Below are 22,271 nucleotides of genomic sequence, written 5' to 3'. Positions count from 1 at the left end.
CAAAATCAACCTTAACGGACCAGAACCATCCTGCCTTTCCGTTCCCCGTGCCAGCGCGCGCAGGGAACGGCTTGTCGTGAAAACTTGGCTTATTTCTCCGTCGCTTCCGGTTTGCGGGCGTGGCTGCGCATCCAGTCTTCGAGCACCGGGGCAACGAGATTGCGCCAGCGCTTGCCATTGAAGATGCCGTAGTGGCCCGCACCTTCGACGAGATAGTACTGCTTCGAGTCGTCGGGCAGGTCGGCCGCCAGCTTGAGCGCGGCTCTGGTCTGGCCGATGCCGGAGATATCGTCCTTTTCTCCCTCGACCGCGAGCAGCGCGGTGTCGCGGATTGCGGTGGGATCGATCCGCTCGCCGCGATGCACGAACTCGCCATTGGGCAGCGAGTGGCGCTGGAACACATGCTCGATGGTCTGGAGATAGAACTCGGCGGTCATGTCGCAGACGCTGCGATATTCATCGTAGAACGCCTTGGTCGCCGCCGCGCTTTCGTCGTCGCCTTCGACCAGATGACGGAACATGCCGTAGTGGCTCATCATGTGGTTGCCCAGATTCATCGCCATGAACCCGGCCAGCTGGAGGAAGCCGGGATAGACGCGGCGGCCCGAGCCCGGATAGGCGAGCGGCACGGTGGCGATCACGTTCTGCTCGAACCACGCCAGCGGCTGCTGCATGGCGACGTCGTTGACGCTGGTGGGCGCCTCGCGCGTGTCGATCGGGCCGCCCATCATGGTCAGCGTGGCAGGGCGCGCCGGGTGCTTCTGCTGGCCCATGATCGCGGCAGCGGCAAAGGCCGGGACCGAGGGCTGGCACACCGCCAGCATGTGCGTGCCGGGGCCGATGCACGCGAGGAAATCGATCAGGTAGTCGATATAGTCGTCCAGATCGAAGCGGCCTTCCGATGCCGGGACCAGCTTCGCGTCGGCCCAGTCGGTGATGTAGACCACGCTGCTTTCGACCATGCGCGCCACGGTGCCGCGAAGCAGCGTGGCGTAGTGTCCGCTCATCGGCGCGACGATCATCAGGCGCGGGGCGTCGGCGGGAAGTCCGGCGCGTTCGAAGCGCAGCAGGTTGCAGAACGGGCGCCGCTCGACGATCGATTCGGTGACGGGGTGGCGCTTGCCCTCGATCGTCACCGCTTCGATCGCGAAGGTGGGTTTTCCGCGCGGTGCGGCGGCATGCGCGAAGACTTCGAGCGCCGATGCCATCACTGGCCCCAAGCCGAACTGGCTGATCGGGAACGCCGGGTTGGTCAGCATCTCGGCGCCGACCGAGGCCCAGGCCGATGCGCCGCTGAGCAGATTTCGCTGCAATTCGTAGGCGTTATAGAGCAAGTCGCGTTCTCCCGGCCGCGCCCGCAGGCCTGACGGCTCTTACCTGACATCTCACGGTTAACGGCCCATCGGCCGATTTGCTGCCTAATTTGGACCCGAACGCGTCATTGTGCAATGCGGCAAATCCCGCTTTCGTCCCGTTTCGGGGCCAGATGGCCCCCGGCAGCCGCGCGGTGACGGTGCCGTGACGGAAGGGCGCCGGGATAGGGCATTTCGTCCCGCAAAGCCCACCGCAAGGCCCTTTTCCTGCGGCGGGCGAGGGGGTAAGGCGCGAGACCATGCCATCTTCCCGCGATCCTGCCGTTCTTGAGCCTGCCGCCCGTGATCTTGCTGTGGGGCAGCAGCCGTCCGTCGATCCTGCCTTCGCTAGCTCTGAGCCGGCCAACGGCGAAGAGGCCGCATCGGCGGTTGCCGGAAAGTCGCCCAAGGGGCTGCGTCCGCTGACGATGGTCTGGCGCGAGATGTTCCGGTATCCCGGCCGGGTCGCGCTGGCGGGGGCGGCGCTGCTGGTGACGGCGCTGGCGACGCTCGCCATCCCTTACGGTTTTCGCCAGATCATCGATCAGGGTTTCGCGCGTGGCGCCGATCCCACGGCGATCGAGCGCTGGTTCGTCACGCTGATCGCGACGATCGTGGTGCTGTCGCTGGGCACCGCGACGCGGTTCTATTCGGTCTCGTGGCTGGGAGAGCGCGTCGTCGCCGATATCCGCCGCCGTGTGCAGCACCACCTGCTGACGCTTTCGCCCAGCTTCTTCGAGGTGAACTCCCCCAAGGAGATTTCCTCGCGCATGACGGCGGACACGACGATCATCGACCAGCTGGTGGGCACCACTGTCTCGGTCGCGCTGCGCAATGTCATCATGGCGATAGGGGGCGTCGTCTACCTGTTCATCCTCGCGCCGCAGCTCACGGTGTGGCTGCTCGTGGCGATCCCGCTGGTGATGGTGCCGATCGCGGTGTTCGGGCGGCGCCTTCGCGGCATGTCGCGCACCAGCCAGGACCACGTCGCGCAGATCGGCGCGATGACCGGCGAGGTGCTCGACGCGCTGCCCATCGTGCAGGCCTTCACGCAGGAGCCGCGCGAGGCGGAGCGCTTTGCCGCCAGCGTCGAGGATACGTTCGAGATCGCCCGCCGCCGCTTCATGATGCGCAGCGTGATGACCGCGCTGATCATGTTCCTCGTGCTCGGCGCGATCACGTTGATCCTGTGGCGCGGTGCGGTGGGCGTCGCCGAAGGGACGATCACCGGCGGCACCATCGCCGCCTTCGTGTTCACCGCCGTGCTGGTGGCAGGCGCGTTCAATTCGCTGACCGAGGTCTACGGCGATCTGGTGCGCGGCGCGGGCGCGGCCAGCCGCCTTGCCGAACTGCTCGACGAGCGTCCGCAGATCGCGCCGCCCGCGCGGCCCATGGCGCTGCCGGTGCCCGCGCGCGGCAAGATCGCCTTCGAGCGCGTGACCTTCCGCTATCCCTCGCGCCCCGAACTCGCCGCGCTGCACGATTTCTCGCTGACGGTCGAGCCGGGCGAGACGGTGGCTATCGTCGGGCCTTCGGGCGCGGGCAAGTCCACGCTGTTCCAACTGGCCGAGCGGTTCTACGATCCGCAGGGCGGCACCATCAAGGTCGACGGCGTGCCGCTCGCTTCTGCCGATCCGGTGGATGCGCGCCGCCGCATTGCGCTGGTGCCGCAGGAGGGCGTGCTGTTCGCCGCCAGCGCGCGCGACAACTTGCGCTATGGCAACTGGGACGCCGGTGACGAGGCGATCTGGCGCGCGGCCTCTGCGGCCAATGCCGAGGGCTTCCTGCGCGAACTGCCGCAGGGCCTCGACACGTTCCTGGGCGAAGGCGGCGCGCGGCTTTCGGGCGGCCAGCGCCAGCGCATGGCGATCGCCCGTGCCTTGCTGCGCGATGCCCCGATCCTGCTGCTTGACGAGGCGACCAGCGCGCTCGACGCCGAAAGCGAACGGCTGGTGCAGGATGCGCTCGAAACGCTGATGGCGCATCGCACCACGCTGGTCATCGCCCATCGCCTCGCCACCGTGCGCAAGGCGGACCGGATCGTGGTGATGGACGGCGGGCGGATTGCCGAACAGGGGACGCATGACGAACTGGTTCGGCTCGGCGGCCTCTATGCACGTCTTGCCGCGTTGCAATTCGACAATAGTTCGAGCGATTTGTCATATTGATCGCGAATAAGGACTGGCGTTACCGCTTTTCGTAATTATCGTGCGTGCCACAGGAGCCGTCCTGGCTCCCCCTCGCTTGGCGTGTTCAACGATCTTTCGAAAAGGGGTATCCATGCCCGAATTGCTTTCCACCGCTCGCGCAAAGCGCGTGCTGGCCGCCGGTGTCGCCGCTGCGGCGCTGTCGCTGGGCCTTGCCGCCGCGCCGGTCCTTGCGGACGATGCCGCCCCCGCCGCCGCTTCGACCGAGGTCAAGCCCGAGACCAATTGGGGCCAGTTCGGCATTCAGACCCAGTATGTCGACAAGAGCGTGAAGCCGGGTGACGACTTCGATGCCTTCGTCAACAACGGCTGGGTGGCCAGCCACCCGATCCCCGACGACAAGACCCGCATCGGCTCGTTCGATACGCTGGCGGACCTGTCGCAGGTGCGTCTTCGCGGTATCCTCGATGGCCTGACCTCCACGCCGCAGGCACCTGGCAGCGACGGTGCGCGCATTGCTGCCGCCTACAAGTCGTTCATGGACGTGGACGCGATCAACAAGGCGGGCCTTGCCCCGGTGCAGCCCTATCTCCAGCGTATCTACGCCGCCAAGACGCCCGAGGATCTTGTCAAGCTGTTCGCGACGCCGGGCTATGCCTCGCCGCTGGGCGCCTATGTCGGCGCGGATGCGAAGCAGAGCGACGTCTATGCACTCGGCGTCGGCCTGTCGGGCCTCGGCCTGCCGGACCGCAGCTATTACCTGGGGCAGGATGATCGCGCCAAGGCGATTCGCGCCAAGTACGTCGATTACCTGACCTTCCTGCTCGGCAAGGCGGGTTATGCCGATCCGGCGGCTTCGGCGAAGGCGGTGCTCTCGCTGGAAACGCGCATGGCGCAGAACGACTGGGACCGCGCCGCCAGCCGTGACCCTGACCTGACCTATAACAAGCTGACCACCGCCGAATTCGAAGCGCTGGGTGAGGGCGATCTGCTCAAGACCTTCCTCGAAGCCTCGGGCGCGGGCAAGGCGAGCTACGTCCTTGTAGACGAGATGCCGCCGACAGCCGACGAACTCAAGGCCGCGCATATCGACGCCGCCAAGGCTGCCGCCGAATTCGGTGGCGGCGTCCCGGCGACCGCGAAGCTGATCAGCGACGTGCCGGTCTCGACGTGGCAGGCCTGGCTCGCGGCGCATTTCCTGCGCTCCTATGCGCCGGTGCTGCCGACCGACATCGATGATGCCAACTTCGCGTTCTACGGCAAGGTGCTGAGCGGCGCGCAGGCCCAGCGTCCGCGCTGGAAGCGCGGCATCGCCATGGTCGAGGGCGAGGCGGGCGAACTGCTCGGCAAGCTCTATGCCGCCAAGTACTATCCGCCTGCCGAAAAGGAAGCGATGACGCAGCTCGTCGTCAACCTGCGCAAGGCGATGGGCGAAAAGCTGGCGAACCTGTCGTGGATGAGCGAGGCCACCCGTAAGGAAGCGATCGCCAAGCTCGATGCCTTCACGCCCAAGATCGGCGAGCCTGCCAAGTTCAAGGAATACGAAGGGCTAGATTTCTCGCCCACCGATCCGCTGGGCAACATGATCGCCGCTGGCGCGTGGGAGAACACCTTCGAGATGAACCGGATCGGCCAGCCGGTCGACCGCTCGGAGTGGATGATGCTGCCCGAGACGATCAACGCCTACTATAACCCGACCTATAACGAGATCGTGTTCCCCGCGGCGATCCTGCAGCCCCCGTTCTTCAACCTGTCGGCGGACCCGGCAGTGAACTACGGCGGCATCGGCGCGGTGATCGGCCACGAGATGGGCCACGGCTTCGACGACCAGGGCGCCAAGTCCGACGGGCAGGGCAACCTGCGCGACTGGTGGAAGCCGGAGGACACCGCCAAGTTCCAGAAGATCCAGGACAAGCTGGCGGCGCAGTACGACAGCTTCTGCCCGTTCGACGATGGCAAGACCTGCGTGAACGGTCGCCTGACCATGGGCGAGAACATCGGCGATCTGGGCGGCCTCAGCGTCGCCTACGAGGCTTATCACCTCTCGCTCGGCGGCAAGCCGGCGCCGGTGATCGACGGGTACACCGGCGACCAGCGCTTCTTCATGGCCTGGGCACAGGTCTGGCGCTCGCGCGTGCGTGAAGCGCAGGCTCGCCAGTTCCTGAAAACCGATCCGCACTCGCCGCCGCACTACCGCATCAACGGCATCGTCCGTAACTTCGATGAGTGGTACAAGGCGTTCGACGTGAAGCCGGGCGAGAAGCTCTATCAGGCCCCCGCCGACCGCGTGCGGACCTGGTAAGCCAGAACCCCGATCCGCAGTTTAAAAAAACCGGTCGGTCGCTTACGTGATCGGCCGGTTTTTTCTCGGCTTTGCTGCGCACGGAGAGTCCTGTAAAAAAGTACCCATCGCACTAATTTTTCGATGCGGCTCGCGGTGGCTTGACTTGAGGCCTGCGTGCGGCATGACCTGCGGCCGATGACCCTGACCTTCACCGCAATTCTCCTCGGCATCGTCGAGGGCCTCACCGAGTTCCTGCCCGTCTCCTCGACCGGGCATCTCATCCTTGCCACCCGCCTGTTCGGCTACGACGCGGCGCAATGGGCGACCTTCAACATCGTCATCCAGCTGGGCGCGATCCTGGCGGTGATTGTCCAGTTCTGGCGCACCTTCTGGGCGGTCGGGGCGGGACTGCTCAAGCTGAAGCCCGTCTCGGTGCGCTTTACCCGCAACGTGTTGATCGCCTTCCTGCCGTCTGCGGTGCTGGGCCTGCTGCTCAAGCACTATATCGAGGCGCTGCTCGATGCCCCGGTGGTGGTCGCCTGGGCGCTGATCATCGGCGGTATCGCCATCCTCGGCGTCGAGAAGGTGGCTAAACAAGGCCCGCTGACGGGCGTTGCCGAACTGCCGGTGGTCAAGTGCCTCGGCGTCGGCCTCGCCCAGTGCCTGGCCATGGTGCCCGGCGTGAGCCGTTCGGGCGCGACGATCATGGGCGCGCTGGCGATGGGCGTGGAGCGCCGCACCGCTGCCGAGTTCAGCTTCTTCCTCGCTGTTCCCACGATGATCGGCGCGACCACGCTGGAGCTGTGGGGCGCACGCCACGATCTGATGGCGGGCACCGGCACGGTCGGTTGGGGCCTGATCGGCATCGGCTTCGTCGTCGCCTTCATCGTCGCGCTGGTGGTGATCAAGGCGTTCATGGCCTTCGTCAGCCGTTCGGGCTTCGGGCCGTTTGCCTGGTATCGCATCGTCGTCGGCGCGCTGGCGCTGTACCTGCTCGGTCACGCCTGATAGCCTCCCGGTCATGTCCAAGGGTCATGACCACAAGAAGCTCAAGCGCAAAGCCTATGAGGCGGCGCTGGAAGACCTCGAACTGGAACTGGTGGCGATGGCGCGCTGGGCGAAAGCCTCCGGCGCGCGCATCGTCGTCCTGTTCGAGGGGCGCGATACCGCGGGCAAGGGCGGCGCGATCAAGGCCGTCGGCGGCCAGCTCAATCCCCGCCAGTGCCGCACCGTCGCGCTCTCTGCGCCCAGCGAGCGCGAGCAGGGGCAGTGGTATTTCCAGCGCTATGTCGAGCATCTGCCCACGGCGGGCGAGATCGTGCTATTCGACCGCAGCTGGTACAACCGCGCCGGTGTCGAGCGCGTCATGGGCTACGCCACCGAATCGCAGGTCGAGGCGTTCCTGCATCAGGTGCCCAAGTTCGAGAAGATGCTGGTCGAGGATGGCATCCTGTTGTTCAAGTACTGGCTCGGCTGCGATCAGGAAAAGCAGGAAGAACGCCTGCACGAGCGGCTGGAAGACCCGCTCAAGCGCTGGAAGCTCTCGCCGGTGGATCTCGCCGCGCGCGAGAAGTACGAGGCCTATACGCAGGCGCGCGATGCGATGCTGAAAGCCACGCATAGCAAGCAGGCGCCGTGGACGCTGGTGGACTTCAACGACCAGCGCCTTGGCCGACTCACCCTGATTCGCGATCTGCTCGATCGGCTGCCGGAAACCCATGTGGAGCCGCCCGCGCTGGACATGCCGCCGCTCGATGCTCCGCCCAGGCACGAGGAATATACGGTTCTGCCCCCTCTCAAGCCGTTTCCATGTGGTTGAAGCGGCGCTGCGGGTTGACTTTCCAGCCTCCATCGCGCAATGGGCCGGACCTTCAAGGGCGGCGCGTCGCGGCGCCCGATGTGTTTCATTCGGACAGGACGCCGGCCAACAGACCGGGCAGGCGGCTATAGAGAGTACAGGATAGCGCCATGGCGAAGCCCGCAACCGTCAAGATCCGTCTGGTGTCGACCGCCGACACCGGCTTTTTCTACGTCACCAAGAAGAACCCCCGGAACACCACCGAGAAGTTCAGCTTCAAGAAGTACGATCCCGTCGTGCGCAAGCACGTCGAGTTCAAGGAAGCGAAGATCAAGTAAGGTTCACGGTCGGTTCAAGGCCCTGAACCAAAAGGGATGCCATGAACCGATATCGTAAGACCTTTCGATCCTGTGTTGGCGCGGCCGTTCTGGCCGCGCTTTCCGTTCCTGCCGTCTCGATTTCGAGCCCGGCTCTGGCGGTCGATTCTACATCTGCGCAGATGCAGCAGGTCGTGGCCGCGCTTCGCGGCATCACCACGATGACCGCCGACTTCGCCCAGTCCGACCGCAACGGCAGTGTCGTGACCGGCAAGCTTACGCTCCAGCGACCGGGGCGCATCCGCTTCCAGTACGAGCCTTCGGTGCACATGCTGATCGTGGGCGACGGCAAGGCGCTGACGCTGATCGACTATGACGTCAACCAGGTCTCGCGCTGGCCGATCGGCAATAGCCCGCTTGGCGCGATCATCGATCCCCGGCGCGATGTCTCGAAGCTGGGGGTGATTCGCCCGACCGGCAATCCTAACGTCATCAGCGTGGAAGTGCGCGATTCGTCGCATCCCGAATATGGCGTCATCACGCTGATCTTCACCAAGGACGCCTCGGCGCCCGGCGGACTGGAGTTGAGCTACTGGGTCGCGCTCGACGCGCAGAACCAGCGCACCACGATTCGCCTGACCAACCAGCGCTATGGCGTCGCGATTCCGTCCAATGCCTTCAAGTGGAACGACCCGCGCGTGAAGGCGGGGCATCGCTGATCGCGGGCGGTTTGTCGTGGTTGGTTCGGGATAAACGACAAATCGCGACAGGATTGATCGTCTCGTTCACCCAAGAGACAGGCGCTCCGTCCTAAAAGGGCTTTGTCAGAACGGTCCGAGGCGGGTTTCCCCCCTGTTGCCCGCGCCTCCTTTAAGGGCCGTTTTGATATAGCGTGACGAACGCTTGAACGAACCCTCGACCCCCTGCCCCCGGGTCGAGGGTTTTTTCGTAGGCGATTTCGACGCTGCGTCCTTGGCGCGGGGGCATCAGGCTCCTAAGGCTGCGCGCATGAAAATCGCCACCTGGAACATCAATTCCGTCCGCCTGCGCCTCGATCAGGTCGAGCGTTTCCTGACCGAGCATGCGCCCGACGTGCTGTGCCTGCAGGAGATCAAGGTCGCCGAGCCGCTGTTCCCCCACGAGATGTTCGAGCGGCTGGGCTATACCCACCGCGCGATCCACGGGCAAAAGGGCTATCATGGCGTCGCCACGGTCAGCCGCATCCCGTTCCGCGATTTCAGCCGTCATGACTGGCAGGACAATGGCGAGGCGCGCCACGTCGGCGTGGAACTGCTGGGCGCGGGGCAGGGGACGATCCTCGAAAACGTTTATATCCCCGCCGGCGGCGATGTGGCCGACCGCGAGGTGAACCCCAAGTTCGGCCAGAAGCTGGACTTTCTGGAGCGCATGACCCGCTGGGGCGAGAAGATCGACCGCCCGACGCTGATCGTCGGCGATTTCAACATCGCTCCGCTCGAATCGGATGTCTACGATCACAAGGCGCTGCTGAAAGTCGTCAGCCACACGCCGCTGGAGGTCGAGACGCTGGCACGCTTCCGCGATTCGCACGACTGGGTGGATCTGGGCCGCAAATTCATCCCGGCACCGGAACGCAACTATTCCTGGTGGTCCTATCGCAGCTACTGGCGCCAGAAGGACCAGGGCCGCCGCCTCGACCACATGTGGGCCTCGCCCGATCTCGCCGCGCAGGCGACCGGGCACCACTTCGTCGAGGATACCCGTCGCTGGGAGCAGCCGAGCGACCACATCCCGCTGATCACGGAATTCGCGTTCTGAGCGTGGAGGTGTCGGTTGAAATGACCCGCCGGGTCGCGCTCGCCATTGACGCGCTTCGCCATGGCTGGGCGATCCGGGTGGGTGAAGGGCCGGTCCTGCTCCCCGCCGAGACCGGTTTCGCGCCGGACGCCGCCGGGCAGCGCATGCTGATCTCGGCGGCGCGGGCGGTAACGCTCAAGCTCGCCAACCAGCGCGAGGCGGCAGTACCCGAAGCGCCGGTGCTGATCCGGGGCGCAGGCGGCTTCGATCTGGCGATGGCGCAGACGCTGGCCGATCCCGCGCTCGACCTGTCCTATCCGATGCGCGGACCGTTCGTGGCTGAGCCGCTGGAGGACGCAGAAGGCGCGCGCGCCGCGATGGAGCTGGCGCGGCTGGCGGGCATCCTTCCGGCCTTCCTCGTCTCGCCCGAACCTGTCCCAATAGCGCAGGCGGTGAGCGTCGAGGATCTGGCGGCGTGGAAGAACACGGTGCACCTAGCCCTTGCCTCGCGGGCACGGCTGCCGGTGGCGGCGGCGGAGAATGCCGAGATCGTGGCGTTCCGTGCGCTCGACGATCTGCGCGAACATGTCGCGCTGGTGATCGGCGAGCAGAATGCCGACCGCGCTCCGCTGGTGCGCCTGCATTCCGAATGCCTGACCGGCGATATTCTCGGCAGCCTGAAGTGCGATTGCGGGCCGCAGCTCGATGCCGCGCTCCACGCGATGGCGGATGAGGCCGCGCAAGGCGGCTGGGGCGTGCTGCTGTACCTGCGGCAGGAAGGGCGCGGCATCGGCCTCGTCAACAAGCTGCGCGCCTATCAGTTGCAGGATCAGGGCTTCGATACGGTCGATGCCAACAACCGCCTGGGCCTGCCGACCGAAGCGCGCGATTTTCCGGTGGCGGCGCGCATGCTGGACCTGCTGGGCGTCTCGCGCCTCCGGCTGATGACCAACAACCCGGCCAAGGTTTCGGCGCTTCAGAAAGTGGGCGTGAACGTGGTCGAGCGGGTGCCGCACCGGCTCCCGCCCAACCCGCACAATGCTCGCTATCTCGATACCAAGCGGGACCGGACCGGGCATATTCTGTAAGGTTAAGGCATCAGCACCACGATGATTGCCGCCACTGCCAGGAAAATAGCGACGAAGATTGCCGCCTTGAGCATGTCCGCCGCACCGAAGCGGTCGAGATGCTCGGCACGGTAACGGCGGTACTGTTCGGTAATGGCGGTGTCCGAAGCCAGCGTGCCGACGTCGAGAGGCGTGGCGGTACGCTTGAACCAGTGGGTTACATCGGCCAGTTCGTCGGCCGTCAGCGCTGGATAGCGCGCGAGCAGGGCGGCCACGCGGCCGCGTTCGTCGGCGCCAAGCGCGCCGGAAGTCTGGGTGTTCATGTAGGCTAATCCTGAAATGCGTGGGAGCACAGCCAAACCGGGAGCGGTACGGCGTTGCAGACGGGCAGATCAGGACAGCGGAGGCGCGGTGCTGTCGGGCAGGCGCGCCGGATGGATGCGCGGCGGCGGCGCGCGCGTTTGCGGGCGCAGGCGCGGTGCAGCAGGCGGGATCGCCAGAGCCGCGAGGGCGAGGGGTATCAGCAGCGTCAGCAACAGGACGGCTGGCTGCGGCAGTGGCGCGGCTTGCGGCGCTTGCGCCATGGTCCGGCGCAGCGAGACGAGCGCGACGTCGATAGTGCTGGCCGAAAAGGCCGAGCCCTGAACCCGCTCAAGCGGCGCCTGCATCGGTATGGCTGCCTGTAACCCGATCGTGGCCAAGACGATCAGCAGCCCGATACGGGCTTGGGTCAGCAGGGAGAACAGGCGGATCATACCTTGTGAGGTAGGCGCTGGGGCGTCACCTCGCAAGCATCAGTCCTGTTAGCGCTTCTCGAAGCGGACGAGGCCTGGCCCCAGCGTGTTCGCGCCGATCTTCAGCGCATCGCCCGACCAGTCCGCGACGAAAGCGCTGCGGCGGTCGATGCCGGGGGCGAAGCGGGCGTTGTTGTCGACGATGGTCAGGCCATCGGCGCTGTGGGTGTGGTGCTCGGCCGCGACGGCGATGAAGGCGGAGTAGTTCTCCTTGTCGCGCCCCTGCACAAACCAGTTGTTCGCAATGCGCCCGGTGGCGCCTTCTGGCAGGTCGATCATGTAGTTCGTGCCCTTGCCTTGCGAATCGTCGAAGCTGCAGTTCTCGATGGTCACGCGCGCGGCGCGGCTCTTGAAATAGTGGCCGCCGGTACCCGCCTCGAAACGGCTGCGGGTGACGGTGAGCGAGCCGTAATTGCCGATATAGAGCCCGTGCGCGCAGCCGCCCGAACCCTCGCAGGTGCCAAGGCGCGTGAAGGTGGATTTATCGATGGTGATCGCGCCTTGCGGATCGTCGGCGCTGAGCACGCCCTGTTCGGAATCGCGGAACCAGCTTTGCGAGACGGTGAGGTTGCCGCTTTCGAGCCGCACGCCCGCGCCGTTGTGATCGGGCACGCGGATATCGGCGAAGACCAGCCCCTCGATCCGGGCACTGCGCCCGCGCAGCACCAGCGCCGCCTTGCCCTCGCAAGGAACGCCGTCGAGTACTGACTGGCCGGGTACGGTGGCGCTGTACGTGATGTCACCTTTGGTCTGCACCGCGCAGTCGGCAAAGCGCATCGAGGCGAAGCGGATCGTGCCGCGTCCGTCGCCGATGGCGTCCACCGCGTCCTGCAGCCGGGCATAGCTGCGCCCGCTTTCGGCCACGGTATAGGCTGCCTGTGCCTGCTGCGCGACCGAGGCGGTCGAGACCAGAGCAACGGGGATCAGGGCGAGTAGGCCTGAAGCACGGGGGGGCAGGGGGATACGCATGGCGACTGTATCGCATCGCGCCGGAAAGCCCGCAAATCGCAAATGGTATCAGTCTCAAACAGGGGCAGGTTGTAAAATCGTGGGCTTCTGCCGCGATGGCGCTCAGTCCATCTTGCCCGAACGCCATTTCCAGCCGCCGCGAGTTTTCTTTGCGCACAGCACGACCAGCAGGCCGGTCGCCAGCAGGATCAGCACCAGCGACCCGAGACGCGCGTTCTCGCCTCCGTATCGGCCCCAGAATCCCAGCGCGAACACCAGCGCGAAGTACAGGGCGTAAGCCAGCCACCCCTGCCATGCGACCGGCAGGCCCGAGCCGTATCCGAAGCGTTTGGGCGCAAACCACGCGTTGTCGCTGCCGCCATCAGGCGAGGCGGCAGTATTCGGGAAACTTTTGTCCTTCACCATGTGTCCTCACTCCTCTTCATCGCGGGGCGGGCGTCCGCGGCGAGGCGCCTCGCTGACCGGGACTTTCATGCCGCGACGGGTCAGCGCCTCGCGCAGCAGCACTTCCAGCTGGGCATTGACCGAGCGCATGTCGCCCGCCGCGCTGCGCTCGATCGCGGCGTGCAGCGCGGGATCGAGACGCAGGGCGAAGGCTTTCTTGGTCGACATGAATACAGGGCTCGGCTGACTTACTGGTAAAGCGATCCGGCGTTGACCACCGGCTGCGTCTCGCGCTCGCCGCACAGCACGACCATCAGGTTCGAGACCATCGCCGCGCGCCGCTCGTCGTCGAGTTCGACCACCTGCTTTTCAGAGAGTTGCTGGAGCGCCATCTCCACCATCGAGACCGCGCCTTCCACCAGCTTGCGCCTTGCGCCAATCACCGCTTCGGCCTGCTGGCGGCGCAGCATGGCGCCTGCGATCTCCGGCGCATAGGCGAGGTGGGTGAGGCCGCATTCGTCTACCGTGATGCCCGCCACGCGCAGGCGGTCGATCAGTTCGGCGCGCAACTCGCGGTTCACATCCTCGTGGCTGCCGCGCAGGGTGATCTCGACCGTCTCGCCATCGTTATAGGGGCCATCGTCGTAAGGGTAGCGCGCGCCGATCGAGCGCACGGCAGCTTCCACCTGCACATCGACGAAGGCCTTGTAATCGTCCACGTCGTAGAGCGCCTGCGCGGTATCGGCCACGCGCCACACGACATTGGTGGCGATCTCGATCGGATTGCCGCGCAGGTCGTTCACCTTGAGCTTTTCCGAGACGATGTTGTTCGCGCGGACCGAAACCTTGGTCTTGCTCAGCCACGGCCAGGTCCAGCGCAGGCCGGTGGTGCGGTCCGTCCCCTGATAGCTGCCGAACAGCGTCAGCGAGGCGGCCTGATTGGGCTGCACCATGTAGAAACCGGCCGCGAGGAATACCGTCGCCAGCCCGCAGGGGATCACCACGGCCAGAAAGCCGAGTACCGCGCCGGTCGTCGGCTGGGCTTGCGCGATATAGACGACCATAGCCACGACGAGGACGACCAGAGCCAGCATGGCCAGCAGCGCGGCATAGCCACTGGTCGACCAGGTGCCGCGTTCTTTGCTGACGTTCATGGGAAGATGCGAATCAGACATCACGTTTGCCCCTAAATATGATATCATATTAATATCACTCTCGCGTGCATGGTCAATCGTTTCGCGTTTGCGAAGGGTTGCGTTGCAAGGGAATCGATTGTAGGGGGCGCGCAGTCCTTCCGTCCGGAAGTGAACGCTGCTCCGTGTAATCGCTGTTTCCACGTTGAGCATCGTATTGATTTTTCGGACAGATGTTGAGGACCAGGGCGTCGCAGGTCTCTTCCCTCCCCCCTCTGCGACCTGCACCATGGCGGCCTGGACCTTGAGCGCCGGCGTCTATCCCTCCCTCCCCCCCTTGGGATAGCGCCGGCGCCTTCATTTCCCGTTAGCGACACAACCTTGCGCGATGGTCCTCGTGGCCGCGCGACTGCCGCGTCCGGACGCTCGTGGTGGAGGCAAAGGGTTCCGCAACGATTTGTGGTGCGCGTGCGAAGGGCTGGGGCTAGCAGATGCGGCATGACCGTAACCTCGACCAAGCCTTTCGAATCAGCCGCCCCGGATCTGACCGGACATGTTCCCGTGCGCAGCTGGACGCCGCTGCATCTGGGCGCACTGCTGGCGGCGAACGTCGCGCTGGCGCTTGGGGCATGGCTGGTGCGGCTGGCGGATACCGGTCCGGTGGCGGCGGCGTTCTGGCGGCTGACGCTGGCGCTGCCGGTGCTGCTGATTGCGACCCTGCGCCTGCCCGCCGGGGCCCGGACGGCGAGCCGGTCCACTTTGCTGCTGGTTGCGGCGGCGGGCGTGTTCTTCGCCGCGGATTTGGCCGCCTGGCATATCGGCATCAAGCATACCAAGGTCGGCAATGCCTCGCTGTTCGGCAATTCGGGCAGTCTGCTGGTGATGGTCTGGGGGATGATCGCGGCGCGCCGGGCGCCGCGTGGGCTGGAACTGGCGGCGATCCTGGCCGCGCTGGCAGGGGCCGGACTGCTGATGGGCAGTTCGCTGGAAGTGAGCAGCGAATACCTGCTGGGCGATGTGATCTGCGTGCTCGCAGGGGTGTTCTATGCCGGTTACATCATCCTGCTCGGGGCCGTGCGCTCCAGGATGGCGCCGGTGCCGCTGCTGCTGGTCTCGACCACGGCCAGCGCACCGGTCGCGCTCGCCATCGCGCTGGCGATGGGCGAGGTAATCATGCCGCACGACTGGACGCCGCTGATAGCGCTGGCGGTGAGCAGCCAGCTGGTGGGGCAGGGGCTGCTGATCTATTCGCTGCGCCACTTCTCGTCGCTGGTGATCGGCATGGCGCTGCTGGCCCAGCCCGCCATCGCCGCGCTGGTCGGCTGGCTGGCTTTCGGGGAGACGCTGGGCGTGGCGGACGTGGCAGGCATGGTGCTCCTCGCCGCCGCCCTGGCGATGGCCAAGGCGGGCGACGGGAAGTAGGCGTCTTTTTGTTTGCGGCACCGGTCCTCTCCCCCACCCGGCCTCCCATCAAGGATACACTGTGGGAGGGCGGGTGGGGGAGAGGGCCGGTGCCGTATCTGTCATGCTGTTGCCGGCATGACAGCAAACTTATGCGTCGCCGTCCTGCGGCACGGGCACGTTGAAGCCGTTCAGCGTGGTCGAGACCATGCAGTAGAGCCCGACGAGGTAGATGAACTCGGCCGTGCCATCCTGCCCGAAGGTCTCCACCATGCCGCGATAGAGGATTTCCGGGATCACCCCGCCTTCGACGAGGATCGAGGCGAAGTCGTAGGCCATCGCCTCTTCGCGCGGGAGATCGTGCGGGCGATTGCCGCTGACGATGGTGCGGATGGTGTCTTCCGAGAGGCCGCGATCCTCGGCGACATGGATATGCGCGTAAAGCTCGTAGTCGGAATGGAAATAGGTGCCGGTGACGAGGATCGCGATCTCGCGCACGGTCCTGGGCAGCAGGGGATTGTCGGCCAGCGCCTTCACGAGGTTCCACACCGGGCCGCCGAACTTGGGGAACGAGAGCCAGGGATTCCATGGCCCGACCAGATCGGCCTTCTCGTCGATGGCGGTGAAGCCTTTGAAATTCTTCTCGATGCCGGACTTCATGTCCTCGTAGAGGGCTTGCTGGTCGCCCTGCAGAGTGGTGTGATCGAGTATGGGAAGGCGCATGGGGCTGGCTCCTTGGGAGTGATCCAGCCCCGCAACGCCTGAACGGGCCTCAGGGATGCCGCAGTGCAGCGCGTTTTTCACGCAAGGGCAATTGAGTGCCTTGCGTGACTCTGTCTCAATGCATCAGGGTTTTCTTCAGATAGGCGTGGAGCAGCGCTGCACGCACCGCGTCTTCAGCCGGGTCCGCGCCCACCGAGTGGCCGCCCTCGCGGTATTCGTGGAAGTAGACCGTGTTGCCATAGGCTTTGAGCTTGGCGGCCATCTTGCGGGCATGGCCGGGATGCACGCGGTCATCCTCGGTCGAGGAATAGAAGAACGCCGGGGGATAGTGCACGCCCTTGCGCACGTTCTGATAAGGCGAATACTTGGAGATGAAGGCCCAGTCCGCCGGGACATCGGGGTTGCCGTATTCGGCCATCCACGAGGCGCCCGCCAGCATGTGCGAATAGCGCTTCATGTCGAGCAGGGGCGAGCCGATGATCGCCGCGCCAAACAGGTCGGGCCGCTCGGTCAGCGCCACGCCTGCCATCAACCCGCCGTTGGAGCGTCCGGAGACCGCGATCTTCCCCTTTGCAGAAATCCCGCGCGAGACCAGATCCTGCGCGACGGCATAGAGATCGTCGTAGGCGTTCTGGCGCTTTTCACGCAGCGCCGCGTCGTGCCAGCCGGGGCCGTACTCGCCGCCGCCGCGAATGTTGGCGAGGACATAGGCATTGCCTTCCTCGGTCCAGAACATCGCCAGCGGCCCGGCGCGATATGGCTCGGTGGTGAGATAGGTCGGCGTCTGCGGCAGGCGGAAGCCGCCATAGGCGTGGATCAGCGCGGGCACCGGCCCGGTCACGCCCTTTTTGATCGCGAGGAAGTACGGGACTTTCGTGCCGTCCTTTGAGGTCGCGAAATGCTGGCTCATCGTGAACTGCGAGGCATCGAACTTGGCAGGCAGCGACTGCACCGCCGTGGGCGTGCCGGTGGCATCGACGGCATAGAGCGTGGGCGGCAGCAGGAACGACTGCACGGTGACGAAGGCGGCATCCTGCGCATCGCCGGTGGCATCGAGCGTGACTGTCGCCTTGTCGGGCAGGGCAACGGTCGTCTCCGACCAGATGCTCTCGTCGCCAGGCCCGCGCGGCGTCAGTTCGAGCAGGCGGCCCGAAACGTTGTCGAGCAGCTTGATCCACAGCGCATGGTCGGACGTGGCGACGCTTTCGATTGCCTGCGTCTTGCTGGGCACGAACACGCGCCTGGCCGTGCCCGGCTTGCCTGCCAGCACATCGGCGATGGACCAGCTGACCAGCGAGCCTGCGGGCACGTCGCCCAGCGGCTGGTTCAGCTGCGCGATCAACTTGCCGTCGACCACGCCCGAAAGGTCCGCCGATTCGGGCAGAGGCAGCGCGATCAGGCTGCCGTTCGGCGCCTCGATCCACGACTGGTTGGTGTAGAAGCTTTTGTTGAGCGTCACGATCATGCGGCGCGTGTCGCCGTCCATCACTGCATGGGCGCCGATGCCCATCTGGGTGGGCGCGGCTTCCTTGATGACGGTGGCGGAGGACAGCGGCGTGCCGCGTTTCCAGCGCTTGAGGATGCGCGCATAGCCGCTGGTGGTGGTCGATCCGGGGCCGAAGTCGGTGGCGACCAGCAGGGTGTCGCGATCTTCCCAGGCGACCTGGCTCTTGGCTTCGGGGAGGGTGAAGCCGCCGGACACGAACTGGCCGGTGGTGCGGTCCCATTCGCGCACGACATCGGCGTCGCTGCCGCCCGGGCTGAGCGAGATCAGGCAGCGGCTGTAATCGGGGGTGAGGCAGTTGGCGCCGTGCCAGACCCAGCTCTTGCCCTCGGCCTTGCCCAGCGCGTCGACGTCGATCAGCGTGCGCCAGACCGGCTTGCCGGTGCGGAACGAGGAGAGGGAGGCTTCGCGCCACAGGCCGCGCGGGTGCGCCTTGTCACGCCACAGGTTGGTGACGGTATCGCCCATGACCTGATCGGGTTCGGCGATCTGGCTCTCGTCCTGAAGGATCGCGAGCGCGCGCGAATGATCGCTTTCGAAGCCGGGAACGGCCCGCAGCGTCTTCTCGGTTTCGGCATTCCAGCCGACGACTTGAGCAAGGGCGCGCGCGCCGTGGATGTCTTCGAGCCAGAGATAGGGATCGGCGGGTGTGGCCGAGGTCGCCGCTATGAGAAGCGGCGCGGCCGCGACAGCTGCTGCGAGCAGCGTCTTGCGGCCGCGAAAAGGCTTATCCGAACGCGCGGACGAGCGGGAGTGCAGCGATAAGGAGCGGGGCGAAGGCGATAGCCACTGCCACAGGAGCCTTGCGGGCGATCGAGGTGTTACGAATTGCGGACATTGTGTGACCTTGCTCGTAGAATTGGGATGCACGCCAGCTAGTCCTCTTTTTCGCGGATTTCCAGTCCCGCAGGTGCGAAGAATCATGCGAATTTCATGCATGCGATTGCAAATTCTACATGCCGGATTTTTGCCAGCGTTTGTCTTGCGTTACGGGCTGGCTACATGTGCCCGTAACGGTACAGCTTCGCGTGCAAAAGTGAATATTGCTGCGCTGCGTCAGCAATATCCGAACAGTGTCAGCGCGACCCCAGATCGCCCTTGCCGATGGTGCCGTTGGCCATTTCCAGCATCGCATCGAGGCTCTTCTTGGCGCCGAGGCGAAGCGTTTCCTCGATCTCGATTCGCGGGGTGAGATCGCGCAGCGAGAGGTAGAGCTTCTCCATGGTGTTGAGCGCCATGTACGGGCAGATGTTGCAGTTGCAGTTGCCGTCGGCCCCCGGCGCGCCGATGAAGGTCTTGTTCGGCAGCGCCGCCTGCATCTGGTGGATGATGTGCGGTTCGGTGGCGACGATCAGCGTGTCGCCGGTCATCGTCTTGGCATATTGCAGGATGCCGCTGGTCGAGCCGACATAGTCCGCATGATCGACGATGTGCGGCGGGCATTCCGGGTGCGCGGCGATCGGGGCGTTGGGGTGCTGGCCGCGCAGCTTGAGCAGTTCGGTTTCGCTGAAGGCCTCGTGGACGATGCACACGCCCGGCCAAAGCAGCATCTCGCGGTCGAACTTGCGGTTCAGGTAGCCGCCCAGATGGCGGTCGGGGCCGAAGATGATCTTCTGGTCGCGGGGGATCTGCGCCAGGATCGTCTCGGCGGACGAGCTGGTGACGATCACGTCCGAGAGTGCCTTCACCTCGGTCGAGCAGTTGATGTAGGTCAGCGCGATGTGATCGGGATGCGCCTCGCGGAAGGCCTTGAACTTCTCGGGCGGGCACGAATCCTCAAGGCTGCATCCGGCGGCCATGTCGGGCAGGATCACGGTCTTTTCGGGGCTGAGGATCTTGGCGACCTCGGCCATGAACTTCACGCCGCAAAAGGCGATGACCTCGGCGTCGGTTTCGGCGGCCTTGCGGCTGAGTTCCAGGCTGTCGCCCACGAAATCGGCCAGATCTTGAAGCTCGGGGCGCTGGTAATAGTGCGCGAGGATGACGGCGTTGCGTTCCTTGCGCAGGCGCTCGATCTCGGCGCGCAGGTCGAGGCCGGAGAGGTCGGCGGGCATCAGGGTCATGGTGTGTCCTCTGGTCGCTAAGGTCCGGTCATGGCGCCGGCTGTCTGGCGGGCTATCTAGGCGTGAGCGGCGGCGTTCCCAAGCGGAAAAAGCGGGTTAAAGGGCGATCCAGCGTTCATCTGTGCCATGTGTGATCTCGCGCGCGACCAGCCCACGGCGTTCGAGGTCGATCAGATGCGCCAGCACCGAGCGTCCGGCGGCGGGCCACAGGCGCTGGTCCACGCCCTTGTACATGTGGGGCACCATGTCAGCGATAAGGTGGCGACCGGCTTCGATCTGGCGCAGGATCTGGCGTTCGCGCTGGCGGCGATGGCCGATCATGCCGCGCACCAGCTGGCGCGGTTTCTCGACGGCGGGGCCGTGCGCGGGCAGATAGATCGTGTCCCCCTCGCGCTCGTAGAGCTTCTGGAGGCTTTCGAGATAGGCGGTCATGTCGCCATCGGGGGGCGAGACGACGCTGGTGGACCAGCCCATCACGTGATCGCCGGTGAACACGACGCCGCTATCGTCCAGCGCGAAGCACAAGTGGTTGGACGTGTGACCCGGCGTCGCCACGGTGGTCAGCGTCCAGCCGGTGCCGCTGACGCTTTCGCCATCGGCCAGCACGCGGTCGGGGCGATAGTCGGCATCGAAGGCGGCATCGGCGCGGGGGCCATCATCGTCTAGCGTCAGCGGCGCACAGCCGATGATCGGCGCGCCGGTCATGGCGGAAAGCGGTGCGGCGGCGGGCGAGTGGTCACGATGGGTGTGGGTACACAGGATCGCGACCACCTTCGCGTTCGCGATGGCCTCGACCAGTGCGGCGAGGTGGGCGGGTTCGTCCGGGCCGGGGTCGATCACCGCCACGTCCGGCCCTTCGCCTACAAGGTAGGTTTGCGTGCCGGTGAACGTGAAAGGCGAAGGATTGCGTGCCAGCACCCGGCGCACGCGCGGGGCGACCGTCTCGGCCAGTTCGTAAGGGCGCGGAATATCGGCGGGAAGCTCCATGACCGGCGATATGGGCGGCGCGGGCGCCAGTGTCGAGTGGGGCTGTCGCGGGCCGGTCGAGTCGGGGCGGCGGAGCCGGGGCTGCCGAGTTGGGCGACGGCGAACTCGGGCGCCGAGCGGGCCGCTCGCGCTGGTGCTGTCCGGCGGTTCAGCGATCTCGGGTGCGCTCCGTGATGGCGGGGCGGCGACTCCGAAGCAGACAGGAGTGGGAATCAGCCCGCGTGCTGCGCCTCTAGCCGGGCCGTGAGGTGCTCCAACAGGTCCGGGCGCGGCGCGGCGCCGCGTTGCCACTCCTGATCGAGGCGCGCGATCCGCCGGTGGAAGCGGCGGGTGCGTTCGACCAGCGCGGTAATGGCCACGGGGAGGGCGGGTGCGTCTTCCTCGGGCATTTCTTCAGGCAGGCTTTCGGGCTTCTCCTGCGGCAACTGTCCGCAGCGCCGCAGCTGGAACGCGCTCATCTCTCCACTGAGGAAGGCGCGGTGGTTGAGCAGCCAGGCCACGGCATGCATCATTCGCGTGGTCGTGCGCAGGCCCTCGGTGGAAAGGGCGATGCGGCTGCGGTCATTCCGGTGTTTGACATCCCGGCCGGATGCAAAGCGTTGCAGCCATGTCGGTTGCCTTTGGGCCGGTCCGGCAAAAGCGCGGCGCACGTCATCGGACAGAATCAGGGCCTCGGCATAGAGCCCTTCGATGATGCGCAAGTTGAACGTGAGCGGAGCCGTCATGCGCCACTCTATTTCCGATCGCGCGGATCGCTGCAATCGGGGGTGGCGCCGAAATCGAGGCATTCTTGCAGGCTGTCCGAAAATCGGACGGCCGAAACGGTGCCTTAGGTGGCTGATCCCGGCTTACGCGATGATATCGGGAATCAGGTAGTCCTCGATCTGCGAGATCTGGTCTTTCAGGCGCAATTTTCGCTTCTTGAGGCGCGCGATCTGCATCTGGTCTCCGGCCCCGGCTTTCTCCAGCGCGTCGATCGCCGCGTCGAGATCGCGGTGGTCGGTTCGCAGGATTTCCAGGCGCTTGCGCATTTCCTCTTCGGTCACGGCGGGGTCTCCTGATGGGCCTTCACGGCGGCCCCGGACGTGGTGGAACGGTTTGGCTGGCGAATCCTGTCCGACGCGGCAGCCCTTCCGCTCACCGATATGAATCATTCACCCCCTTCGCAAGATGCCGCGATTGTGGTTCCATCATCTTTGCGCCGCATCCTGGATGACGAGTCGCCAATCCGGGCCCCTCGATCGCGCCTGGCTTTCAGGCTGGTTGCGGCTGCGCCAGTAAAAAGAGGAGAACCGTCCATGGATAGTTCGCATGTCGCCGCTCTTCACACCAAGCATGCCGGTCTTGATCGGCAGATCCATGAAGAGATGATCCGACCCATGCCGGACAACGGGGTAATCCAGGCGCTGAAGAAGCGTAAGCTCAGGCTCAAGGAGGAGATCGCGCGGGCCTAAATCCGGTCCCCGATCAAGCAGACGTGAACACCGACTTGGAAATTCAGCGATAAAATTCGAATTTCCGACGTATTAGATGGCTCCGCTGCGTTCCCAAAGCCGATCCTTTGGGGTAGTC

23 protein-coding genes are annotated in these 22,271 nt (G+C 65.4%); 10 read left to right on the top strand and 13 right to left on the bottom strand.

Annotated features, from left to right (window positions below; translation table 11 throughout):
* Window positions 1–89 precede the first annotated feature (89 nt).
* Window positions 90–1,334: a polyhydroxyalkanoate depolymerase gene (locus tag AC3EC3_RS08285; RefSeq protein WP_488489102.1), complete on the bottom strand. Its 1,245-nt coding sequence runs from the start codon at window positions 1,332–1,334 to the stop codon at window positions 90–92.
* A 278-nt stretch (window positions 1,335–1,612) separates the two neighbouring features.
* Between AC3EC3_RS08285 and AC3EC3_RS08280 the strand changes: the two genes are divergently transcribed.
* From AC3EC3_RS08280 to ribA, 8 genes are all read left to right on the top strand, one after another.
* Window positions 1,613–3,520, top strand: coding sequence for an ABC transporter transmembrane domain-containing protein (locus AC3EC3_RS08280; RefSeq protein ID WP_488489101.1), 1,908 nt, complete (start codon window positions 1,613–1,615; stop codon window positions 3,518–3,520).
* A gap of 112 nt (window positions 3,521–3,632) precedes the next feature.
* Complete coding sequence (locus AC3EC3_RS08275) at window positions 3,633–5,801, top strand: M13 family metallopeptidase (protein ID WP_488489100.1); 2,169 nt, start codon at window positions 3,633–3,635, stop codon at window positions 5,799–5,801.
* A gap of 177 nt (window positions 5,802–5,978) precedes the next feature.
* Window positions 5,979–6,791 (top strand): undecaprenyl-diphosphate phosphatase, encoded by an 813-nt coding sequence (locus AC3EC3_RS08270; RefSeq protein WP_488489099.1) that lies wholly within the window; start codon window positions 5,979–5,981, stop codon window positions 6,789–6,791.
* Window positions 6,792–6,804: 13 nt separating this feature from the next.
* Complete coding sequence (gene ppk2, locus AC3EC3_RS08265; RefSeq protein ID WP_488489098.1) at window positions 6,805–7,602, top strand: polyphosphate kinase 2; 798 nt, start codon at window positions 6,805–6,807, stop codon at window positions 7,600–7,602.
* 149 nt (window positions 7,603–7,751) lie between these two features.
* Window positions 7,752–7,919 carry a 50S ribosomal protein L33 gene (rpmG, locus tag AC3EC3_RS08260; protein ID WP_008831595.1) on the top strand — a complete coding sequence of 56 codons (168 nt, stop codon included), beginning with the start codon at window positions 7,752–7,754 and terminating at the stop codon, window positions 7,917–7,919.
* A 41-nt stretch (window positions 7,920–7,960) separates the two neighbouring features.
* Window positions 7,961–8,617 carry a LolA family protein gene (locus tag AC3EC3_RS08255; protein ID WP_488489097.1) on the top strand — a complete coding sequence of 219 codons (657 nt, stop codon included), beginning with the start codon at window positions 7,961–7,963 and terminating at the stop codon, window positions 8,615–8,617.
* Between the two features lie 289 nt (window positions 8,618–8,906).
* A complete protein-coding gene (locus AC3EC3_RS08250) occupies window positions 8,907–9,695 on the top strand; it encodes an exodeoxyribonuclease III (RefSeq protein WP_488489096.1) in 789 nt (262 codons plus the stop codon).
* Between the two features lie 20 nt (window positions 9,696–9,715).
* Window positions 9,716–10,762: a GTP cyclohydrolase II gene (gene ribA, locus AC3EC3_RS08245; RefSeq protein ID WP_488489095.1), complete on the top strand. Its 1,047-nt coding sequence runs from the start codon at window positions 9,716–9,718 to the stop codon at window positions 10,760–10,762.
* Window positions 10,763–10,764: 2 nt separating this feature from the next.
* Here the strand turns inward: ribA and AC3EC3_RS08240 are convergent, their stop codons facing one another.
* The 6 genes from AC3EC3_RS08240 to AC3EC3_RS08215 form a co-directional block, all read right to left on the bottom strand.
* Window positions 10,765–11,064, bottom strand: coding sequence for a hypothetical protein (locus tag AC3EC3_RS08240; RefSeq protein WP_488489094.1), 300 nt, complete (start codon window positions 11,062–11,064; stop codon window positions 10,765–10,767).
* A gap of 69 nt (window positions 11,065–11,133) precedes the next feature.
* Window positions 11,134–11,496 (bottom strand): hypothetical protein, encoded by a 363-nt coding sequence (locus tag AC3EC3_RS08235; protein ID WP_488489093.1) that lies wholly within the window; start codon window positions 11,494–11,496, stop codon window positions 11,134–11,136.
* Between the two features lie 48 nt (window positions 11,497–11,544).
* Window positions 11,545–12,504 (bottom strand): right-handed parallel beta-helix repeat-containing protein, encoded by a 960-nt coding sequence (locus AC3EC3_RS08230; protein WP_488489092.1) that lies wholly within the window; start codon window positions 12,502–12,504, stop codon window positions 11,545–11,547.
* Window positions 12,505–12,606: 102 nt separating this feature from the next.
* Entirely contained in the window at window positions 12,607–12,909 is a 303-nt protein-coding gene (locus AC3EC3_RS08225) for a hypothetical protein (protein ID WP_488489091.1), read from the bottom strand.
* 6 nt (window positions 12,910–12,915) lie between these two features.
* Window positions 12,916–13,116, bottom strand: coding sequence for a type II toxin-antitoxin system antitoxin (locus AC3EC3_RS08220; protein ID WP_488489090.1), 201 nt, complete (start codon window positions 13,114–13,116; stop codon window positions 12,916–12,918).
* A 20-nt stretch (window positions 13,117–13,136) separates the two neighbouring features.
* Window positions 13,137–14,042: an SPFH domain-containing protein gene (locus AC3EC3_RS08215; RefSeq protein WP_488489089.1), complete on the bottom strand. Its 906-nt coding sequence runs from the start codon at window positions 14,040–14,042 to the stop codon at window positions 13,137–13,139.
* A gap of 477 nt (window positions 14,043–14,519) precedes the next feature.
* On the opposite strand from AC3EC3_RS08215, the gene AC3EC3_RS08210 reads away from it, so the two are divergent.
* Window positions 14,520–15,443, top strand: coding sequence for a DMT family transporter (locus AC3EC3_RS08210; RefSeq protein WP_488489088.1), 924 nt, complete (start codon window positions 14,520–14,522; stop codon window positions 15,441–15,443).
* Between the two features lie 129 nt (window positions 15,444–15,572).
* On the opposite strand, the gene AC3EC3_RS08205 is transcribed toward AC3EC3_RS08210, so the two are convergent.
* The 6 genes from AC3EC3_RS08205 to AC3EC3_RS08180 form a co-directional block, all read right to left on the bottom strand.
* On the bottom strand, window positions 15,573–16,145 hold the full coding sequence (locus AC3EC3_RS08205) for a carboxymuconolactone decarboxylase family protein (RefSeq protein ID WP_488489087.1): 573 nt from the start codon (window positions 16,143–16,145) through the stop codon (window positions 15,573–15,575).
* Between the two features lie 115 nt (window positions 16,146–16,260).
* Window positions 16,261–18,519, bottom strand: a complete 2,259-nt coding sequence (locus tag AC3EC3_RS08200; protein ID WP_488489086.1) for a prolyl oligopeptidase family serine peptidase — start codon at window positions 18,517–18,519, stop codon at window positions 16,261–16,263.
* 206 nt (window positions 18,520–18,725) lie between these two features.
* Window positions 18,726–19,712, bottom strand: a complete 987-nt coding sequence (gene nadA / locus AC3EC3_RS08195) for a quinolinate synthase NadA (RefSeq protein ID WP_260924501.1) — start codon at window positions 19,710–19,712, stop codon at window positions 18,726–18,728.
* Between the two features lie 96 nt (window positions 19,713–19,808).
* The gene (locus AC3EC3_RS08190; protein ID WP_488489085.1) at window positions 19,809–20,699 is read right to left on the bottom strand and encodes an MBL fold metallo-hydrolase; all 891 of its coding nucleotides are present in this window, start codon (window positions 20,697–20,699) and stop codon (window positions 19,809–19,811) included.
* Window positions 20,700–20,911: 212 nt separating this feature from the next.
* Window positions 20,912–21,424, bottom strand: coding sequence for a DUF1465 family protein (locus AC3EC3_RS08185; protein WP_488489084.1), 513 nt, complete (start codon window positions 21,422–21,424; stop codon window positions 20,912–20,914).
* A gap of 123 nt (window positions 21,425–21,547) precedes the next feature.
* The gene (locus tag AC3EC3_RS08180; protein WP_488489083.1) at window positions 21,548–21,745 is read right to left on the bottom strand and encodes a YdcH family protein; all 198 of its coding nucleotides are present in this window, start codon (window positions 21,743–21,745) and stop codon (window positions 21,548–21,550) included.
* 252 nt (window positions 21,746–21,997) lie between these two features.
* On the opposite strand from AC3EC3_RS08180, the gene AC3EC3_RS08175 reads away from it, so the two are divergent.
* Window positions 21,998–22,153, top strand: coding sequence for a YdcH family protein (locus tag AC3EC3_RS08175; RefSeq protein WP_260924493.1), 156 nt, complete (start codon window positions 21,998–22,000; stop codon window positions 22,151–22,153).
* The last annotated feature ends 118 nt before the right edge of the window (window positions 22,154–22,271 follow it).

The sequence above is a fragment of the Novosphingobium sp. BAM6 genome, assembly GCF_057784955.1.
Note: the sequence above shows the minus strand (reverse complement) of the source record. Positions and strands in the feature narration are given on the sequence as shown.

What these genes read in the sequence shown, in the direction of transcription:
- AC3EC3_RS08280 (WP_488489101.1), top strand. Translation starts at nt 1,613, where the DNA reads ATGCCATCTTCCCGCGATCCTGCCGTTCTTGAGCCTGCCGCCCGTGAT.
- AC3EC3_RS08275 (WP_488489100.1), top strand. Translation starts at nt 3,633, where the DNA reads ATGCCCGAATTGCTTTCCACCGCTCGCGCAAAGCGCGTGCTGGCCGCC.
- AC3EC3_RS08270 (WP_488489099.1), top strand. Translation starts at nt 5,979, where the DNA reads ATGACCCTGACCTTCACCGCAATTCTCCTCGGCATCGTCGAGGGCCTC.
- ppk2 (WP_488489098.1), top strand. Translation starts at nt 6,805, where the DNA reads ATGTCCAAGGGTCATGACCACAAGAAGCTCAAGCGCAAAGCCTATGAG.
- rpmG (WP_008831595.1), top strand. Translation starts at nt 7,752, where the DNA reads ATGGCGAAGCCCGCAACCGTCAAGATCCGTCTGGTGTCGACCGCCGAC.
- AC3EC3_RS08255 (WP_488489097.1), top strand. Translation starts at nt 7,961, where the DNA reads ATGAACCGATATCGTAAGACCTTTCGATCCTGTGTTGGCGCGGCCGTT.
- AC3EC3_RS08250 (WP_488489096.1), top strand. Translation starts at nt 8,907, where the DNA reads ATGAAAATCGCCACCTGGAACATCAATTCCGTCCGCCTGCGCCTCGAT.
- ribA (WP_488489095.1), top strand. Translation starts at nt 9,716, where the DNA reads ATGACCCGCCGGGTCGCGCTCGCCATTGACGCGCTTCGCCATGGCTGG.
- AC3EC3_RS08240 (WP_488489094.1), bottom strand. Translation starts at nt 11,064, where the DNA reads ATGAACACCCAGACTTCCGGCGCGCTTGGCGCCGACGAACGCGGCCGC.
- AC3EC3_RS08235 (WP_488489093.1), bottom strand. Translation starts at nt 11,496, where the DNA reads ATGATCCGCCTGTTCTCCCTGCTGACCCAAGCCCGTATCGGGCTGCTG.
- AC3EC3_RS08230 (WP_488489092.1), bottom strand. Translation starts at nt 12,504, where the DNA reads ATGCGTATCCCCCTGCCCCCCCGTGCTTCAGGCCTACTCGCCCTGATC.
- AC3EC3_RS08225 (WP_488489091.1), bottom strand. Translation starts at nt 12,909, where the DNA reads ATGGTGAAGGACAAAAGTTTCCCGAATACTGCCGCCTCGCCTGATGGC.
- AC3EC3_RS08220 (WP_488489090.1), bottom strand. Translation starts at nt 13,116, where the DNA reads ATGTCGACCAAGAAAGCCTTCGCCCTGCGTCTCGATCCCGCGCTGCAC.
- AC3EC3_RS08215 (WP_488489089.1), bottom strand. Translation starts at nt 14,042, where the DNA reads ATGAACGTCAGCAAAGAACGCGGCACCTGGTCGACCAGTGGCTATGCC.
- AC3EC3_RS08210 (WP_488489088.1), top strand. Translation starts at nt 14,520, where the DNA reads ATGACCGTAACCTCGACCAAGCCTTTCGAATCAGCCGCCCCGGATCTG.
- AC3EC3_RS08205 (WP_488489087.1), bottom strand. Translation starts at nt 16,145, where the DNA reads ATGCGCCTTCCCATACTCGATCACACCACTCTGCAGGGCGACCAGCAA.
- nadA (WP_260924501.1), bottom strand. Translation starts at nt 19,712, where the DNA reads ATGACCCTGATGCCCGCCGACCTCTCCGGCCTCGACCTGCGCGCCGAG.
- AC3EC3_RS08190 (WP_488489085.1), bottom strand. Translation starts at nt 20,699, where the DNA reads ATGGAGCTTCCCGCCGATATTCCGCGCCCTTACGAACTGGCCGAGACG.
- AC3EC3_RS08185 (WP_488489084.1), bottom strand. Translation starts at nt 21,424, where the DNA reads ATGACGGCTCCGCTCACGTTCAACTTGCGCATCATCGAAGGGCTCTAT.
- AC3EC3_RS08175 (WP_260924493.1), top strand. Translation starts at nt 21,998, where the DNA reads ATGGATAGTTCGCATGTCGCCGCTCTTCACACCAAGCATGCCGGTCTT.